Source organism: Spongiivirga citrea (assembly GCF_010671565.1).
Lineage (GTDB): Bacteria > Bacteroidota > Bacteroidia > Flavobacteriales > Flavobacteriaceae > Spongiivirga > Spongiivirga citrea.
Genome location: NZ_JAABOQ010000005.1, coordinates 535,382 through 552,354 on the forward strand (window position 1 = coordinate 535,382; position 16,973 = coordinate 552,354).

At 35.6% G+C, this 16,973-nt stretch carries 22 protein-coding genes; 9 read left to right on the plus strand and 13 right to left on the minus strand.

Features of this window, described 5'->3' with window-relative positions; all coding sequences use genetic code 11:
* Positions 1-96: 96 nt before the first annotated feature.
* Positions 97-858, plus strand: coding sequence for a peroxide stress protein YaaA (gene yaaA / locus GWK10_RS14425; RefSeq protein ID WP_164033081.1), 762 nt, complete (start codon positions 97-99; stop codon positions 856-858).
* Between the two features lie 6 nt (positions 859-864).
* Complete coding sequence (locus tag GWK10_RS14430) at positions 865-1,239, plus strand: VOC family protein (RefSeq protein WP_164033082.1); 375 nt, start codon at positions 865-867, stop codon at positions 1,237-1,239.
* 27 nt (positions 1,240-1,266) lie between these two features.
* On the opposite strand, the gene GWK10_RS14435 is transcribed toward GWK10_RS14430, so the two are convergent.
* Positions 1,267-1,440, minus strand: a complete 174-nt coding sequence (locus GWK10_RS14435; RefSeq protein WP_164033083.1) for a 30S ribosomal protein THX — start codon at positions 1,438-1,440, stop codon at positions 1,267-1,269.
* A gap of 123 nt (positions 1,441-1,563) precedes the next feature.
* Between GWK10_RS14435 and GWK10_RS14440 the strand changes: the two genes are divergently transcribed.
* Positions 1,564-2,217 carry a uracil-DNA glycosylase family protein gene (locus tag GWK10_RS14440; protein WP_164033084.1) on the plus strand — a complete coding sequence of 218 codons (654 nt, stop codon included), beginning with the start codon at positions 1,564-1,566 and terminating at the stop codon, positions 2,215-2,217.
* Positions 2,218-2,396: 179 nt separating this feature from the next.
* Here the strand turns inward: GWK10_RS14440 and GWK10_RS14445 are convergent, their stop codons facing one another.
* The 11 genes from GWK10_RS14445 to GWK10_RS14495 all read right to left on the minus strand — a co-directional run bounded on the left by GWK10_RS14445 (position 2,397) and on the right by GWK10_RS14495 (position 12,427).
* Positions 2,397-3,875 carry a M20/M25/M40 family metallo-hydrolase gene (locus GWK10_RS14445; RefSeq protein ID WP_164033085.1) on the minus strand — a complete coding sequence of 493 codons (1,479 nt, stop codon included), beginning with the start codon at positions 3,873-3,875 and terminating at the stop codon, positions 2,397-2,399.
* Between the two features lie 86 nt (positions 3,876-3,961).
* On the minus strand, positions 3,962-4,468 hold the full coding sequence (locus GWK10_RS14450) for a hypothetical protein (RefSeq protein ID WP_164033086.1): 507 nt from the start codon (positions 4,466-4,468) through the stop codon (positions 3,962-3,964).
* Positions 4,469-4,535: 67 nt separating this feature from the next.
* The gene (gene trpA / locus GWK10_RS14455; RefSeq protein WP_164033087.1) at positions 4,536-5,297 is read right to left on the minus strand and encodes a tryptophan synthase subunit alpha; all 762 of its coding nucleotides are present in this window, start codon (positions 5,295-5,297) and stop codon (positions 4,536-4,538) included.
* A gap of 2 nt (positions 5,298-5,299) precedes the next feature.
* Positions 5,300-6,481 carry a tryptophan synthase subunit beta gene (trpB, locus tag GWK10_RS14460; protein ID WP_164033088.1) on the minus strand — a complete coding sequence of 394 codons (1,182 nt, stop codon included), beginning with the start codon at positions 6,479-6,481 and terminating at the stop codon, positions 5,300-5,302.
* Between the two features lie 17 nt (positions 6,482-6,498).
* Positions 6,499-7,158 carry a phosphoribosylanthranilate isomerase gene (locus GWK10_RS14465; RefSeq protein WP_239540767.1) on the minus strand — a complete coding sequence of 220 codons (660 nt, stop codon included), beginning with the start codon at positions 7,156-7,158 and terminating at the stop codon, positions 6,499-6,501.
* Positions 7,155-7,934 carry an indole-3-glycerol phosphate synthase TrpC gene (trpC, locus tag GWK10_RS14470; RefSeq protein WP_164033089.1) on the minus strand — a complete coding sequence of 260 codons (780 nt, stop codon included), beginning with the start codon at positions 7,932-7,934 and terminating at the stop codon, positions 7,155-7,157. The genes GWK10_RS14465 and trpC overlap by 4 nt, the downstream gene beginning before the upstream one ends.
* 75 nt (positions 7,935-8,009) lie before the next feature.
* Positions 8,010-9,005, minus strand: coding sequence for an anthranilate phosphoribosyltransferase (gene trpD / locus GWK10_RS14475; protein WP_164033090.1), 996 nt, complete (start codon positions 9,003-9,005; stop codon positions 8,010-8,012).
* Between the two features lie 3 nt (positions 9,006-9,008).
* Positions 9,009-9,575 carry an anthranilate synthase component II gene (locus GWK10_RS14480; protein WP_164033091.1) on the minus strand — a complete coding sequence of 189 codons (567 nt, stop codon included), beginning with the start codon at positions 9,573-9,575 and terminating at the stop codon, positions 9,009-9,011.
* Positions 9,576-10,979 (minus strand): anthranilate synthase component I family protein, encoded by a 1,404-nt coding sequence (locus GWK10_RS14485; RefSeq protein WP_164033092.1) that lies wholly within the window; start codon positions 10,977-10,979, stop codon positions 9,576-9,578. It abuts the gene before it with no gap.
* 391 nt (positions 10,980-11,370) lie between these two features.
* Positions 11,371-11,940 carry a YceI family protein gene (locus GWK10_RS14490; RefSeq protein ID WP_164033093.1) on the minus strand — a complete coding sequence of 190 codons (570 nt, stop codon included), beginning with the start codon at positions 11,938-11,940 and terminating at the stop codon, positions 11,371-11,373.
* 34 nt (positions 11,941-11,974) lie between these two features.
* On the minus strand, positions 11,975-12,427 hold the full coding sequence (locus GWK10_RS14495; protein WP_164033094.1) for a MarR family winged helix-turn-helix transcriptional regulator: 453 nt from the start codon (positions 12,425-12,427) through the stop codon (positions 11,975-11,977).
* Positions 12,428-12,547: 120 nt separating this feature from the next.
* Here GWK10_RS14495 and GWK10_RS14500 point away from each other — a divergent pair, with 120 nt between their 5' ends.
* Genes GWK10_RS14500 through GWK10_RS14515 form a run of 4 tightly spaced genes read left to right on the plus strand, consistent with a single transcriptional unit; the run spans position 12,548 to position 14,411 of the window.
* Positions 12,548-13,093: a TlpA disulfide reductase family protein gene (locus GWK10_RS14500; RefSeq protein WP_164033095.1), complete on the plus strand. Its 546-nt coding sequence runs from the start codon at positions 12,548-12,550 to the stop codon at positions 13,091-13,093.
* Between the two features lie 5 nt (positions 13,094-13,098).
* Complete coding sequence (locus tag GWK10_RS14505) at positions 13,099-13,716, plus strand: thioredoxin family protein (RefSeq protein ID WP_164033096.1); 618 nt, start codon at positions 13,099-13,101, stop codon at positions 13,714-13,716.
* Between the two features lie 6 nt (positions 13,717-13,722).
* A complete protein-coding gene (locus GWK10_RS14510; RefSeq protein ID WP_164033097.1) occupies positions 13,723-14,055 on the plus strand; it encodes a hypothetical protein in 333 nt (110 codons plus the stop codon).
* Positions 14,056-14,099: 44 nt separating this feature from the next.
* Positions 14,100-14,411 (plus strand): rhodanese-like domain-containing protein, encoded by a 312-nt coding sequence (locus tag GWK10_RS14515; RefSeq protein ID WP_164033098.1) that lies wholly within the window; start codon positions 14,100-14,102, stop codon positions 14,409-14,411.
* A 106-nt stretch (positions 14,412-14,517) separates the two neighbouring features.
* Here the strand turns inward: GWK10_RS14515 and GWK10_RS14520 are convergent, their stop codons facing one another.
* On the minus strand, positions 14,518-15,372 hold the full coding sequence (locus GWK10_RS14520) for a peroxiredoxin family protein (protein ID WP_164033099.1): 855 nt from the start codon (positions 15,370-15,372) through the stop codon (positions 14,518-14,520).
* A gap of 72 nt (positions 15,373-15,444) precedes the next feature.
* Here GWK10_RS14520 and GWK10_RS14525 point away from each other — a divergent pair, with 72 nt between their 5' ends.
* Both GWK10_RS14525 and GWK10_RS14530 read left to right on the plus strand, forming a co-directional pair.
* The gene (locus tag GWK10_RS14525; protein WP_164033100.1) at positions 15,445-16,713 is read left to right on the plus strand and encodes a DUF2851 family protein; all 1,269 of its coding nucleotides are present in this window, start codon (positions 15,445-15,447) and stop codon (positions 16,711-16,713) included.
* A gap of 32 nt (positions 16,714-16,745) precedes the next feature.
* Positions 16,746-16,973 carry a PspC domain-containing protein gene (locus tag GWK10_RS14530; RefSeq protein ID WP_164033101.1) on the plus strand — a complete coding sequence of 76 codons (228 nt, stop codon included), beginning with the start codon at positions 16,746-16,748 and terminating at the stop codon, positions 16,971-16,973.

Below are 16,973 nucleotides of genomic sequence, written 5' to 3' on the forward strand. Positions count from 1 at the left end.
GACTATATCAATACTCTTATAAATATAGATAGTTCTCTTTTTTAGGTGAACTGCACTTTCCTGTGTAAATTTGAGTAGTTAATAAGATTAAAACGCATGAAAATTGTAGTATCACCAGCCAAGTCATTAAATTTTGAAGCAGAACTACCCACTAACAAGCATTCGCAGCCTTGTTTTTTAAGCGAAGCTGAACGATTGAGCAAGATGTTGAAAAAGAAATCGGCTAAAAGTTTATCAAAATTAATGAGTATTAGTGATAATTTAGGTCAGCTGAACTATGAGCGGAATCAGAACTGGAGTCTTCCTTTTACGGTTGAAAACGCCCGACCGGCAGCTTATGCATTTAATGGAGATGTATATACTGGTCTAGACGCATATACCATTTCAGAAGAAAAATTAGAAACATTACAAAACACCCTGCGAATTTTATCTGGGTTGTATGGTGTTTTAAAGCCGTTAGATTTGATACAGCCTTATCGACTTGAAATGGGAACAAAACTTTCGGTTGGTAAGAATAAAAACTTATATGAATTCTGGAGAAAGAAAGTCACTCAGCAATTAAACGATGAATTAGCTGATGATGAGCTGTTCTTAAACCTTGCCAGCAATGAATATTTTGGCGCTGTTGACACCAAAGCTTTAAAAGTACCAGTTATTACTCCGATTTTTAAAGATTGGAAAAATGGACAACTAAAAATGATAAGTTTCTTCGCTAAAAAAGCACGCGGATTAATGACTCGTTATATAATCGATACCGATGCACAAACAATTGACGACATTAAGGGCTTTAATTATGACGGTTACGGTTTTAGTGAAGAGCATAGCACTAAGGCAAATGAATTGGTGTTTATCAGATAGTCGGTAATGAATCTAAACCAGATAACGGCACCTTCAATTAATCTTGCAGTTTCTGTTGCTTTTTATCAACAATTAGGACTTAAACTAATAGTTGATGCGTTACCCAATTATGCCCGATTTGAATGTCCTGATGGTTCATCAAGTTTTTCAATTCATTTGGTAGATGAGCTGCCAAAAGGAAATGGTATTTATATCTATTTCGAATTAGAAAACCTCGATGACAAAGTTAAAGAGTTAGTGGAATCGGGAATTCGATTTGATAGCTCGGCTAAAGATCAAAAATGGCTTTGGCGTGAGGCAAGATTAAAAGATCCTGACGGGAATCAATTAATTTTATATCATGCGGGTGAAAACAGATTGAACCCTCCGTGGAGGATTTAACCAAACCTATTTAAAACTAGAATATATCTATTCCTCCGTTTCTGCTTCTTCTTTTTTCTTTGGTTTAGCCTTCTTTTTAGGAGCTGGAGTTTCTTTTACTACTGGTGGGGTATATGCAGCTGTTTTTTTTCGTTTTCTACGAGCGCCAAATGTGCCTAGTCTAATTTTACCTCTTCTGGTTTTTTTGTCACCTTTTCCCATGGTTTGGTTGATTTTTGTAGTGGTTGAAACTTAAAGTTAATCATTTTGAACTTAAAATCAATGAATTGTATGCAAGCGATAGCTTGTATTTTCCGATATTCGTAGCCAATAACTCGATTTATTTTGTTCATTCATACACACCCATACCAACCATTTATTCCTGAAAACGCTACCAAATTAATAGTAGGTACGCTGCCTCCTCCTAGATTCACTACAGGAGATTTAAAACCTGACGATGTCAATTTTTGTTACGGTAGCAGGGACGGTATGTTATGGCGAATACTTGACCAGATTTTTGAACTAGATTTAGTCTTTGAAAACACCGATTTTCCTATTAAACAACGCAAGGGCTTTTTAGAAAAACAAGGAATCGGAATCTGCGATATAGTGGATAGTGCTCAACGCGAAAAGATCGATGCTTCTGATCTTGGGATGCAGCATATAAAGCTTCGCGATTTAGTTGGTTATTTAAGGAAATATCCCAAAGTTGATACCCTGTTATTTACTGGCGGTAATAGTAAAAACGGACCAGAATATTTTTTTAGAAGGCATCTTCGTGAATACAAAATGAGTTTAAAACTGGTGGAAAAATCCACTCCTAAGATTCACGAAGTTGAAATTGATGACAGAATTGTTAGAACAGTTTCACTTACAGCACCTACTGGGACTGCTAATATTGCGGTAGGGAGTAATCCTCTATACAAGCAATTAAAAGCAAAGAACCCAGAATTCAATACGTTTGATTTTAGAGTGATGCAGTATCGGGAGTTTTTTTAAAAATTGACTGCGATAGTTGTCTGTTCGAGTGGTTTTCGACGAAGTATGAGGAAGAAAAATGTATCGAGAACCTTAGAATGATAAATTGAATGGTTAAGCAAGCTTCTCGATACAATTTTCATTTTCATTTCCAATAAAATAAAAATCACTCGAAGTGACACTTCGCTATCGGACTAAGCCTAGTCCATTGACGTAGTCAAAATCCCATAAAAAGTTTTCATTCCATACTCGATCATTCCGACTTTAATATTTTCGTTTGGGCTGTGTTGATTGTTATCAGCATTGACCATAGGGACTAAAATGGCGGGAATATTTAGTTCATTGATAAAAGGAGAGATTGGCACTGTACCGCCCATAATTCTAATACGAACCAGCTCATCACCATGAGTGTTTTTCATGACAGCTTGTAGCCAGTTTGAAAATGGACTATCAATATCAGTTCTAAATGGTTTTGTAACTCCTCTTGACTCAAACTTTAAAATTTTATCATGAGCTGCTCTTTCTTCAGCTGTAGGATCTTTTTCAACAATATGATAACCCTGTTTTTGAATGTGTTTTTTAACTAGATCTTTTAAACGGTTACCATCACTCTCTGGCACTAAGCGAATATCAATTTCTGCTACTGTCCTATCTGGAACAATTGTACGGGCTTTGCTGCCTGTCCATCCTGAATTAATTCCACGAACATTTAAAGAAGGGTATTGCAATGCTTCCTGATAATTTGCTCCGACCGTTTCAGCTGTCTTAATGCTTAACTTGGATAAGATTGATGCCTGATCATCAGGTACCGCAGCTAAAATCTCTTTGGTTGCATCATTAAGAGAAATACCATCATAATATCCCGGAATAAGCACTTTTCCTTGCTCATCTTTCATACTAGACAATAATGCAGCCATTCTAAAAGACGGATTGGGTGCATAATTGCCATAATGACCACTATGTTGCGGTTTTACGGGTCCGTATGTGGTTAAGGTTACTGTGGTGATTCCGCGGCAACCATAAGCCAAAGTTGGTTTACCTGAAGTGTGAACTGGACCATCACTTATTACCAAATAATCGGCTTTTAAAAGACTTTTGTATTGTTTTACAGCCTTTGGAAGTGGTTTACTTCCTTTTTCTTCTTCACTATCTAAAATTACCTTTACATTAAAAGGAACTTCCTTTGATTCTTGCTTTAGAACATCGAATGCATTTAGTAACATCACAATAGGACCTTTATCATCTGAAGTAGAGCGGCCATATAGGCGCCATTCATTATCAATACCATTTTCTAATTTTGACCAATCGAGATCCGTAGTTCCGTCTCTTAAAACCAGCTCATACGGATTTTTCTGACCCCATTTCGAAGGGTCTACCGCCTGCCCATCAAAATGCATATAAAACAGTAATGTAGGCAAGCCTTCTTTTATCGGAAGATTAGCAAAGAATAATGGCTCGCCATCCGTTGGAAGTTGAGCGGTATTGAAGCCACGTTCTTTAAATTGCTTTTCTAACCAAAAAATGTTGCGCATCATATCACTATGTTCTAATGCGTCATTGGGAATGGCTATAAATTCTTTAAGCTCATTAATGGCAGGTACAAGTTGTTTTTTAATTGATTCTTGTGCTTTTAATGGTGCTATTATGATCAGGAAAATACTGATTAATCGAAGTTTCATATACATAGATTTCTGTAGATAAAAGTAATGAAACCAATTCAACCATCATAGTGAAGTACACCTACCAATAATGTTAAAAAATGAAGTTAGAAACTATACCCTAATCCTATATAAGCCCCATCGACAAAACCAACCCCTGTTCTAAATACGAGCCCATTTGAAACTTGTTTTCTATATCCGATAGAAAAATATGGCAATAAAACTCCTTCGTCCGTATCACCATCGACTGGGTCATCATTAGTTCTTCCGATGAGATAACTTAGTCCTAAATTGGCTTCCATATGACCTTTTCCCGTTCCTGTTAACCCAGTAACACCTGCGGTAATAATTGGGCCTTCTGTATTAAGACCGGAGAAAGTTCCAATATATTGATAGCCTCCTTTAAGTGTGGCATAATAGGATTTGAAAAAACCAGTTTCATTTTGTGCGATGCGATAATCGTATGAAATATTTCCGGAAGCTGTAATAAAAAAGGTTCCTGCTGAAACATGAATTACGTGTTTCGGTGCCGCGAAATTTTGATTTTCATCTTCTTGAGCAACTATCGAATTAGATATGGCAATTGATAGAAATGCCAGTAAAATGAATTTCATTATTGGTCATTTAGAATTACTCTAAAGATAGGGTTTTGAAATAAGGGTTGCTTTAATAGAATTAATTTTAGCGAATACTTCTTATAAAATGGGAAATTCCATCGATTCCTTTTTCAGTTAGTGTTTTAATAAATGCTGACCCAATAATAGCCCCTTTTGATTTTGCCGTGGCAGCCGTAAAAGTGTCTGAATTACTGATTCCAAATCCTACAATTTGCGGATTCTTTAGGTTCATACTAGCAATGCGCTCAAAGTAATCTTCTTGCTCGTTTCCGAACCCACTTTTTGCTCCAGTAGTACTTGCGGAGCTAACCATATAGATAAATGCGTCGCTTGCTTCATCAATTTGGCGAATACGTTCGTCAGAAGTCTGAGGCGTGATCAAAAAGATATTACTCAAATTGTATTTTTTGAAAATCGCTTTATATTCTTCTTGATATTCCGCAAGCGGAAGGTCAGGCATGATGATGCCGTCAATTCCAATTTCGGCGCACTTAGCGCAGAATTTTTCCACACCATATTGAAACATAGGGTTGAAATATCCCATAACGATTAGTGGAATATCCACAGTTTTTCTAATGTCTTTTATTTGATTGAACAAGACATCTGTAGTCATTCCATTGTGCAAAGCTTCAGTAGAACTTGCTTGAATAGTTGGTCCATCTGCTAGCGGATCAGAAAATGGTAACCCGATCTCGATCATATCGACTCCATTTTCTTGTAGCTTTTCGATCACAGTTACTGTATCATTTAATTCAGGGTATCCCGCTGTGAAGTATATGGAAAGAAGCTTTTTGTCTTCTTGTAGTTTCTTGTGTATTCTATTCATGCTTATAATTTGAAATAGTCTATATAAGTATTTAAATCCTTATCCCCACGCCCAGAAAGATTAATAACAACAATATCATCTTCCTTAAACTTTTTCTGATCTAACACAGCAAATGCGTGGGAAGTTTCAATTGCAGGGATAATGCCTTCTAATTGGGATAATTCCAACCCAAAAGTCATGGCGTCGTCGTCGGTTACCGATATAAATTCGGCTCGCCGGCTATCAAACAAATGAGCATGCATAGGTCCAACTCCAGGATAATCCAATCCAGCTGAAATGGAGTAAGGTTCTGTAATTTGACCGTCTGGAGTTTGCATTAATAAGGTTTTACTACCGTGTATAATACCAACTTTTCCTAAGGCTGAAGTTGCTGCGCTTTCTCCAGAGTGAATTCCTTTTCCAGCGGCTTCAACAGCGATAATGTTGACATCAGTTTCATCTAAAAAATGATAATAGGCACCTGCAGCATTACTACCACCACCAACGCAAGCAATAACATAATCCGGATTTTCACGCCCTTCTTTTTCCTTCAATTGCCATTTAATTTCATCAGAAATAACCGATTGAAATCTAGCTACCATGTCTGGATATGGGTGCGGTCCAACCACTGATCCGATGATGTAGTGTGTATCGACGGGATTATTAATCCAATCGCGAATAGCTTCATTAGTCGCATCTTTTAGAGTTCGACTACCAGATAAGGCAGGCCTAACTTCTGCGCCCAGCATTTTCATCCGGGCAACATTGGGTGCTTGTCTAGCAATATCAATTTCACCCATATACACAACACACTCAATTCCCATAAGGGCGCAAACGGTTGCCGTCGCTACACCATGTTGTCCGGCTCCAGTCTCGGCAATTATCCGATTTTTACCAAGATGTTTCGCCATCAAAATTTGACCGATTGTATTATTTACTTTGTGCGCACCTGTATGGCAAAGATCTTCTCGTTTTAAGTAGACTTTGGTGTTGTATTTGGCCGAAAGACGCTCCGCAAAATACAGGGGTGTAGGTCGACCTACATAATCCTTCAAAAGCTGATCAAATTCATTTTTAAAATCTGGTTTTGCCATGATCTTAAGGTAATTTTGACGTAGCTCTTCTACATTGGGATACAGCATTTCTGGAATGAATGCTCCTCCAAACTGACCGTAATATCCTTTTTCGTTAGCGTTATATTTCATTAGGTATGTATTAGAGTCTAGAACCTAAATGCTAGACTTATTTCTTTTATAAATTCTTTTACTTTTTCGACGTTTTTAAGTCCTGGTTTGATTTCCAACTTACTGTTTAGATCTATAATTTGAATTGGTAAATCGGTATTTAAAATTTCTTTTAGTTGGTCAATTTCATTTAACCCAATCCCACCACTTAAAACAATTGGTGTTTTAGATGGATATTCTTTTAAGGCATCCCAATTAAATGTATATCCGTTACCACCTTTTTCTTTTCCTTTAGTGTCAAATAAGAACGCATCGACTATTCCTTCATAGGGCTCTAAACGATTAAAATCGAATTTATCTTTGATTGAAAATACTTTCCAAATTATGGGTAGATCTCGACTGCGCTCGACCAGAAATCGTTTTTTAAACTCTTCAAGATACTTGTGACTTTCATTACCGTGAAATTGAATGACATCGAGATTATGTTTTTTAATATTTTCTAATACGAAATCAATCGAAGCATCAACAAAAACGCCAACTCTTTTGATGGAATTGAGCGTTTCTGGAATAATCCCTTCAAAATTCCTTGGAGATTCTTCATAAAAAATGAAACCCAGGTAATCTGGTTGTAATGAAGCTACTTCCTGAATGTTTTCAGGATGTTTCATACCGCAGATTTTAAGTTTCACTTTTTTCATTTTAGGCTTTTGATAAATTCACTTGCGCTTTTTCCAGGATTATCAGTTTTCATAAAGTTTTCTCCTATTAAAAAACCTTCATAGCCATATGGTTTTAGTTCTTTTATGGCTTCGATATTACTGATGCCACTTTCAGAGACTTTTACAAAATCATTAGGTATAATAGTCGATAGTTTTTTGCTGGTTTCAAGGCTGACTTCAAAAGTTTTGAGATTACGATTATTAACACCTAACATATCCAAACTCGGCATGATCGATTTGTGTAATTCCTCTTCATTATGGACTTCTAATAACACATCCAATCCGATACTTTTTGCTGTTTCTGAAAGTGACTTTATTTCATTTTTACTTAGGACCGCTGCGATTAATAATATAGCATCCGCACCGTGAGCTTTTGCCTCTAGTATTTGATATTCATCTATTATGAATTCTTTGCGTAACAATGGCATTTTCACGGAGGCTCTGGCAAGTAATAAGTCATCTAACGAGCCCCCAAAATGTTTTCCATCGGTTAAAACAGACATGGCACTTACACCAGCATTTTCGTAACCAGCGGCAACTTCTTGCACACTTACTTTTTGATTGATAACGGATTTGGAAGGTGATCGTCTTTTATGTTCGGCAATAATTCCTGAGCCAGACTTTATACTTTTTGACATAGAAGTCGATTTCCTGTCAAATAAGACAGAAGCTTCTAATTGTTTTAATGGAATCAAACCTTTTTTAAGGTCAACTTCTATGCGCTTATCTGCTACTATTTTGTCTAGGATGTTCATAATTTAGAAAAAGGTTCTCGATACTTTTTAATCTCATTATCGTCCGATTAAAACACTCGAACTGACATGTGTTTTTTAGTTTTTACTTAGTTCTTGTAATGTATTTAAAGCTTCTAAGCCTTTTCCTGATAGTAAGGATACTTTTGCTAATTCGAATCCTTGTTTTGGTTCAAGTTGTTTTGCCGTGGCAATTGCCATACCTGCATTTGCGCAAACGACATTATTCTGTGCTTCGGTTCCTTTTCCTCTTAACACATTCATGAATATTTTTGCGGAATCTTCGACTGTGTCGCCACCATAAATTTCTTCTTGTTTTAAGACTTTGACTCCGAAATCTTCGGGTGTTAGCATTGACTCCGTATTATTAGAAATAGTTTTTGTGTTTCCAGTTAACGAAATTTCATCATAACCATCCAATGAATGTAATACGGTGAAGTTCTTATCAGTTTTTTGATATAAATAACCATACATTCTTGCCAATTCTAAGTTGAAAACTCCAACCAGTTGGTTCTTTGGGAACGCTGGATTTACCATTGGGCCCAACATATTGAAAAAAGTTTTTACACCGAGCTCTCTTCTTATTGGAGCCACGTTTTTCATTGCAGGATGGAATAGGGGAGCGTGCAGTACACAAATTCCTGCCTTGTCGATCGATCTTTTCAGGAAATCAACATCATTACTAAATTTAATACCGAGATGTTCCATTACGTTACTCGATCCGCATTTAGAAGATACGCCGTAATTTCCGTGTTTGGTGACATGAACACCTGCGCCTGCAGTTACAAATGATGAAAGTGTCGATATGTTGAATGTGTCTTTACCATCTCCGCCAGTTCCACAAAGGTCGATTGGGTTATATTCAGCTAAATCAATTGCCAAACATAGATCGAGTAAGGCATCTCTAAAACCTTCTAGTTCATCTAGAGTAATGCTGCGCATCATATAGACTGTTAGAAATGCCGCTATTTGACTGGTGTTGTAGTCTCCTTTTGAAATATTAACCAATACTTTTTTTGCCTCTTCTTTCGAGATAGTTTCATGATTGATTAATCTATTTAATAATTGTTTCATGTACTAGCTATTTACCCAGTTTTCTAAAATTTTCTTCCCATTTGGGGTAAGTACTGATTCAGGATGATATTGAACTCCCTTTACATCATATACTTTATGGCGTAATGACATTACTTGACCATTTTCGTCAAATGAAGTGGCTTCTAAAACATCTGATAATTCAGGATTCACAACCCAGGAATGATAACGACCTACTTCGAAATTTTTATTTATTCCTTCAAAAAGAGATTCATCATTTACAATGACTTCAATATCGGTCGCAACACCATGATATACCTTATCAAGATTAATTAATGAAGCACCAAAAACTTCGCCAATGGCTTGTTGACCTAAACACACTCCCAGAATACTTTTCGTAGGAGCATATTCTTTGATTACGGCTTTTAATAATCCAGCTTCATCAGGAATTCCTGGTCCTGGTGAAAGAATGATTTTGTCAAAAGAGTCGACCTGTTCAAGATCGAATTTATCATTTCTCCAGACTGTAACATCACAGTTCAAGTCTTCTAAATAGTGGACTAGGTTGTAGGTGAAGCTGTCGTAGTTATCTATTACTAATACTTTTTTCATTTATTTTATTCTTTCAGCAATTTCTAAAGCCTTATTTAACGCACCTAATTTATTATAGGTTTCTTGTAACTCATGATCGGCATTTGATTCAGATACGATGCCAGCACCGGCTTGATAATGAAGTTGATGATCTTTACTTAAGAAAGTACGAATCATGATGGCATGATTAAAATTGCCTTCAAAATCCATTACACCAATCGCACCTCCATAAAAATCGCGGTTGCATTTTTCGTATTGCTCAATTAACTGCATTGCTCTGTGTTTTGGTGCACCACTTAATGTTCCTGCTGGAAAGGTGTCGGCCACCACTTGCATGGTCGTAACATCATCATGCATCTTACCAGTTACTTTAGACACTAGGTGTATTACATGACTAAAAAATTGAACTTCACGATAGTTATCAACCTTTACCATGCTGCCGTTTCTGCTAAGGTCGTTTCTTGCTAAATCAACCAGCATGACATGCTCGGCATTTTCTTTTTCGTCTTTAACTAATTCCTTTGCCAATTCAGCATCTTTTAAATCGTTACCGGTACGTTTAAAGGTTCCTGCGATAGGGTGAATTTCTGCTTGGCGATTTTTAACCACTAGCTGAGCTTCTGGCGAAGAACCAAATATTTTGAATCCACCATAATCGAAATAAAATAGATATGGACTAGGATTGATAGATCGTAAAGCACGATACACATTAAATTCATCACCTTTAAAACTCTGCGAAAACCTACGTGAAAGCACAAGCTGAAATACATCACCGCGGCAACAGTGTTTTTTTGCAAATTCAACATGTTCTTTATATTCTTCATCTTTTAAATTTGAAGATGATTCTCCTTCACGTTTAAAATTGTAAGTAGCAAAATTCCGAACTCGGATAAGTTGCTCGATATCCTCTAAATTATTTTTAGTTAAATCCAATCCATGATGAAAAATATAAGCTTCGTTTTTAAAGTGATTGATAGCGATGATATTCTGATAAACCGCATAATAAATATCAGGAATGTTTAAGGTGTCTTCTTTTTTATTGACGTCAACGTCTTCGAAGTATCGAACAGCATCATAGGCGATATAACCAAATAAGCCATTATTGATGAATTTAAAATCATTTTTTTCAGCTTTGAACTGGTTGCTAAATTGAGTGATTAAAGCCGGAACATCATGGTCTTCTTCTAAGGCTAATTTTGAGTTCGATCCGTCAGGATACGAGTAAGAAACTACACCGTCTTTTATTTGAATACTGGCAATTGGGTTGCAGCAGACATACGAAAAACTATTGTCGTTTGCATGATAATCGCTACTCTCGAGCAATAAACTATTAGGAAATTTATCCCGAATTTTTAAATACACACTTACAGGAGTAATGGTATCTGCAAGTATTTTGGTGTATGTTGTTTTTAAGTTGTAATTCATTCTGTTATTACCTTTTATAAGTTTCTCCCCTTGAGGGGAGATTAAGAGGGGTGTCCCTTCTAAATATTTTTAAAAGACTCTATATTTCTAATCATTTATAATGTTAACACCCATCCCCAGCCCTTCCCTCAAGGGAAGGGAGTTTTCAAATAAGTGTTTCACAAAAAAAAGGCCTGTCGTGATGACAAGCCTTTATATGTTTATTAAATACAATAGGAGCTTAGTTCACGACTGTCGACGTAAATTAGACCACCACCAAGTATTTAAAGTTTGCTTCATTGTTCTCTTATGATGGTTCAAATATATAAATGAAAATTGTAGCATCAAATAAAAACCCACATAATATTAACATTATGTGGGTTCCACTTGTTTAGGGTGATTTGGATTTAAATTAGAATTGTAATTCTACATTTAACTCAAATTCATCATTAATAGCTTTGTCTCCAAGATTGTCAAAAAAGCTTCCAGAACCATACTTGATACCGTATTTTGTTCTGTTTACCTTTAAAGAAGTGGTTGCAGTCTTCCCATCGATTTTTAGGTCAAAGCGAACAGGGTGTGTTTGTCCTTTTATTGTAAGGTCGCCAATAACGGTATACATGCCATCTTCGCCAGAAAAGCCTGTAAACTTTAAAGTTGCTGTTGGGTGATTGTCAACACCAAAGAAGTCATCAGATTTTAAGTGTCCTTCTAACTTTCCTTTTGATCCGCCTTCTAGGTCAGTTACATTAATAGTGGTCATGTCCATAACAAATTCTCCCCCACGTAACTCTTTTCCTTTCATCATTAAGAAACCTTCTTTTAAAGTGATGTTTCCTGTATGCTTTCCAGTTACTTTTTTACCTACCCAGGTAATTGTACTGTTTTTGATCTCCACTTTTTTATCTTTTAAAGTAGTAAAAGCAGTTGTTCCAAATAAGATTACAACTGCTAAGGTGCTTGTTAAAATGTTTTTTTTCATGATTAAGATTTAATAAATAATATGTTTGATTTAACTAGTTATATAATTTGTCGAAAAGACGATTAATTTCTTGTAATTCGGTTTCAGAAAAATTGGTTAGCATTCTACTTTCAGTATTATTCATGGCTAAATCCATTTCTTTTAAAACTTCAAGCCCTTTATTGGTTATCGTAATATCTACCTTTCTTCTATTGCTAGGACAAATATCGCGCCGAACTAAACCTTTAGCGATTAACTTGTCGACTAACCTTGTAGTATTACTCATTTTATTGACCATACGCTCACTAATAGTTTGCAGAGTAGCTGGATTTCCTTTTTGACCTCGCAAAATGCGTAACACGTTAAATTGTTGCAGGGATACATCAAAAGGTTTAAGTGTCTCAGATAAATCCTCATGCAACCTACTCGCTACTAATTGTAAATGAATTAGGGTGCGTTTTGGTAATGGGATTTTTTTTTCAGTTTTAAGACAAGCTTCTACATTCATGTATTTACAACAATTGTATATACAAATGTATTGATTTGGTTGATTTTACCAATTATTTACACGATAATTTTTTGTTAAAGGTTTTCGTTGGGGCTTCTTTCATTTGTAATTTGAAGCACTATGCACCGATTTATTCCTTTTTTACTTTTAATAGTGGTTTCGTCTTGTAAAGAAAAGAAAGAAGAAATTTCTTCTAGTGCGCCTCAAATACCAGAGTCTACGACTACTGTTTTTAAAAGTGCTTCGCAAACAATACCATTTTATACCTATGATGAGTTTGAAGAGCAGCTTCATAAAAAAGATGACAAAACCTATATTGTTAACTTTTGGGCGACTTGGTGCAAGCCTTGCGTGAAGGAATTACCAGCCTTTGAAAAGTTGAACGCCAATTATAATGACAAAAGCGTAGAAGTGATTTTGGTTAGTATGGATTTTAAGCAACACATAGAAACCAAAGTTGTTCCTTTTGTTGATGCGAACAAGATAAAATCAGAGGTGGTGGTTTTAGATGATGCCAAAAGTCATAAATGGATACCAAAGGTAAGTGAAGAATGGTCCGGAGCGATACCCGCCACCGTAATATATAACAAAGACACACGAAAGTTCTATGAACGTTCGTTTACATATGAGGAGTTAGAAACCGAAGTCCAACAATTCTTAAATTAAAACCTATGAAATTCTTTAAACTATTTTTTGCATTAGTAGTAGTAGCTGCTGTTAGTGCATTTGCAATTAATGTGAAGCCCACATCTGACGGTTATAAAATAGACGATTATGCAACTGATTTTAAACTAAAAAACGTCGATGGTAAAATGGTGTCAATGGCAGACTATACGGATGCAAAAGGCTTTATTGTGATTTTCACCTGCAATACTTGTCCTTATTCTGTCGCTTATGAAGATAGAATCATTGCTCTAGATAAAAAATACAAGAGTTTAGGTTATCCTGTGATTGCAATAAATCCTAACAACCCGGCGGTTAAATCTGGTGATGACTTTGCTTCGATGAAAGTACGCGCAAAAGAAAAAGGATTTACATTTCCTTATCTGTTTGATGATGGTCAGAAGATTTATCCTAAATACGGAGCTACACGAACTCCGCATGTTTTTATACTGCAAAAAACTTCAAAAGGCAATCAGGTAAAATATATAGGAGCTATCGATGATAGTTCTCGAAATGCTGATAGCGTTGAAGAAAAATTTGTTGAAAATGCGGTAGATGCTTTGTTAAAAGGTGAAGAAGTACCTTTAAAAACCACAAAAGCTATTGGTTGTACTATTAAAGTTTAATTATAAGTGAAAATATCTAGCCTGCTATTGTTTCTTTTTGCGGGAGTAGGATTTGCTGTTGCTCAACAGAAGCGGACTTTTAAAGTCGATTCCTCTGAAATAACAGACAAGATGCCTATTAAGCAAATTGATTTACTGAATTCAGAAGTTTTAGGACTTCTATTTGAAAAAATCAAGAAAAATCCAGAAGGTAATTTTGTTTTAGAAGAAGGAATTGAAAGTAAAGATCGTTCGATAGACAATATGCCAATTTATAAACCTAAAGGTCATTTTAAGTTTAGAATTTTCGAATTAGACAGTACAACAACTAATTATTTAAGAATCGTAAAACCGAAGTAATCACTTCGGTTTTTTTATTTTTACTGTATTAAATAAAATACATAATGGATTTAAGTCAAGAAGATTGGGTAAGCAAACTAAATGCTGATGAAAATGCGGTCATTTTAGATGTTCGTAGTGAGGAAGAAGTAGAAGACGGCTACATACCCCTTGCTCAAAATATAGATATACGTCAAGGACAAGGTTTTATCGATGGGTTACAAGCATTAGATGCATCAAAAAACTACTATGTATATTGTCGTAGTGGGGCAAGAAGTGCTCAAGCATGCCAAATTATGAACCAAATGGGTTTTGATACGACCTATAATCTTCTTGGTGGTATCCTTGATTGGCAGGGGGAGACCGTTACTCCATAGTTTTCAGTGGGTAGTAGCTGTATGCAATTTTTCCCTTGGTTATAATTGAAAAAATCACTAAAACTGGCGCAAGTGCTTTTTGAAATTTCAAAATATTGGGATTTAGCTAAGCCATTTGGTCTATCACCTTCAAGAAAGTCTCTGGCTCAGGTCGCACTCTATAATTATCCGTTAAATCAGCAAAAATGATCTTGTTTTCTGAATTCGTTATGATCACCGTGGGCATTACAGTATCGCTATCATAACCAAGAACCTGAAAGCCAGCAGGAATTCCATTTATTGCAAGAATACCTAGCTTGGTGGCTGCTTTATTTTTTACGTCTACCATAAATTCAAAGCCTACCTTAAATTTAGTAGCCAAATGTTTGGTGTTTTTATGAGGTTGTGGACTCACCAATACAGTACGTACATTTCTAGCTGCTAGCTCCTGATATTGCTGAGCGATTTCCTTTATCTGCGCCATGCATAGCGGGCACCAATTACCGCGATAAAACAGATAAATGGTTGACTTTCCTTCAAAAGAAGAAGATGAAACCGCATTGCCATTTTCATCTTCCAATTCAAAATCTATTAATTGCTTTCCTACTTTAAGTATTTCATTTGTATCTCTATCACTAAATTTCGAATACCATTTTAAGTAAACAATCCATAGTAATAGAAGGATCGTGGAGGGGAATAGCTTTGAAATGGGATTCTTATCAATCATGATTCCCATTACAAGACCAATGAAAAACCCCATAAAAATTAATAAGGAATAGATTTTTAAATTGGCATCAGTTCGCGCCGTTGGTTTTATGAAAAGTCCACCAAAAAGCGCAACAACAGTTCCCATAACAATGGTTTGTCCTACTAATAAAAATGAAAATCCGTTTTCCATAAATTGAAATACTCCATAACCCAAACAAATTAAAGCAAGTACTGGGAAAATGGAAATAAAAAGAGATTTCAATAAGCTTCTCATGAATTGTGTTTTATGATAAGTCTGATACTTTTCTGTAAGTTTACAAAACTGATAAAATTTTCGTTACAAAGCATGAAAGAAGATTTTCTTCATTATATCTGGAAACATAAAAAGTTCGATTTTCAGAATTTAAAAACTGAAGATGGAGCAGCGGTAGTTTTAAAATCTGTAGGATCACACAATCTTCATGCTGGACCTGACTTTTTTAATGCAACTATCAATATCGATGGTCAGCTTTGGGCTGGTAATGTTGAAATTCATCTTAAATCATCCGACTGGTACGCACATCATCATGAAAATGATCCAGCTTACGATAATGTGATTTTGCATGTAGTATGGAATCATGATACTGATGTTTTTAGAAAGGATAATTCTGCCATTCCAGTTTTAGAACTATCAAAATATGTCGATTCTAACTTGATATATAAATATGAAGCTTTAGTAGGGAAATCATTAAAATGGATTAATTGCGAACATGAGTTACCAGAAGTTGATGAATTTTTAAAACAGCATTGGCTAGAGCGTCTATATTTCGAACGCTTAGAACAAAAGTCAACAGTAATTATCAAACTCCTTAAAGATTCTAAGAATGATTGGGATGCGGTACTGTTTAAGATGCTAACAAAAGGTTTTGGTACTAATATTAATGGAGAGGCTTTTTTTAGTCTGGCTAATTCAATTGATTTAGGAGTGGTAAGAAAAACGCACCATGATCAACTTAAATTAGAAGCTTTATTATTTGGTCAGGCTTCTTTTCTAGATGAAGAAATTGAGAGTGCTTACCACAAGCAATTAAAAAAAGAGTATCATTTTTTGAAAAGTAAGTTTCAGCTAGACAACCAATCAGTTTTACCTATTCAGTTTTTTAGATTACGGCCTAATAATTTTCCGACAATTCGTTTGTCTCAATTGGCAAGCTTATATGCTTCGACCGATTCGTTGTTTTCAAAAATCATTACCCTAAAGAGTAAACAGGACTTTTATGATCTATTCGAAGTTAAGGCATCTTCATTTTGGGACACACATTATACTTTCAAAAAGGAAACGGCGAAAAGAAGTAAAAAATTGAGTGAGTTGTTTATCGATTTGCTGTTAATCAATACGATTATTCCACTTCAATTTTGCTACACACAATCGCAATCTAAACCCAATGCTGATGCTGTTTTAAATATTATTCAGGAAATCAAAGCTGAAAAAAATGGCATTGTCGATCGGTTCGGAAGTTTAAAAATGACATCGGTCAATGCCATGCATTCTCAAGCGCTTATTCAATTAAAAAAAGAGTATTGCGATCGGAATCTCTGCTTGCAATGCGCAGTAGGAAGTAGTCTGGTCAAGTAGTTTACTAACAAATCTTTTCTATTTTTGCTGTAATGCAACTATTCTACAACATCTTATATTTTTTTCAAAAGCACGGATACGAGGTGTGCCAGCGTATTGCTGACAGAATGGGAATGCGAGCTAAAGTAGTGCGTATCTCATTTATATATGTCACTTTTGTAACACTGGGTTTCGGATTTGCACTATACTTATTCATTGCATTTTGGATGCGTATTAAAGACCTAATCTATTCTAAACGAACTTCGGTGTTCGATCTGTAA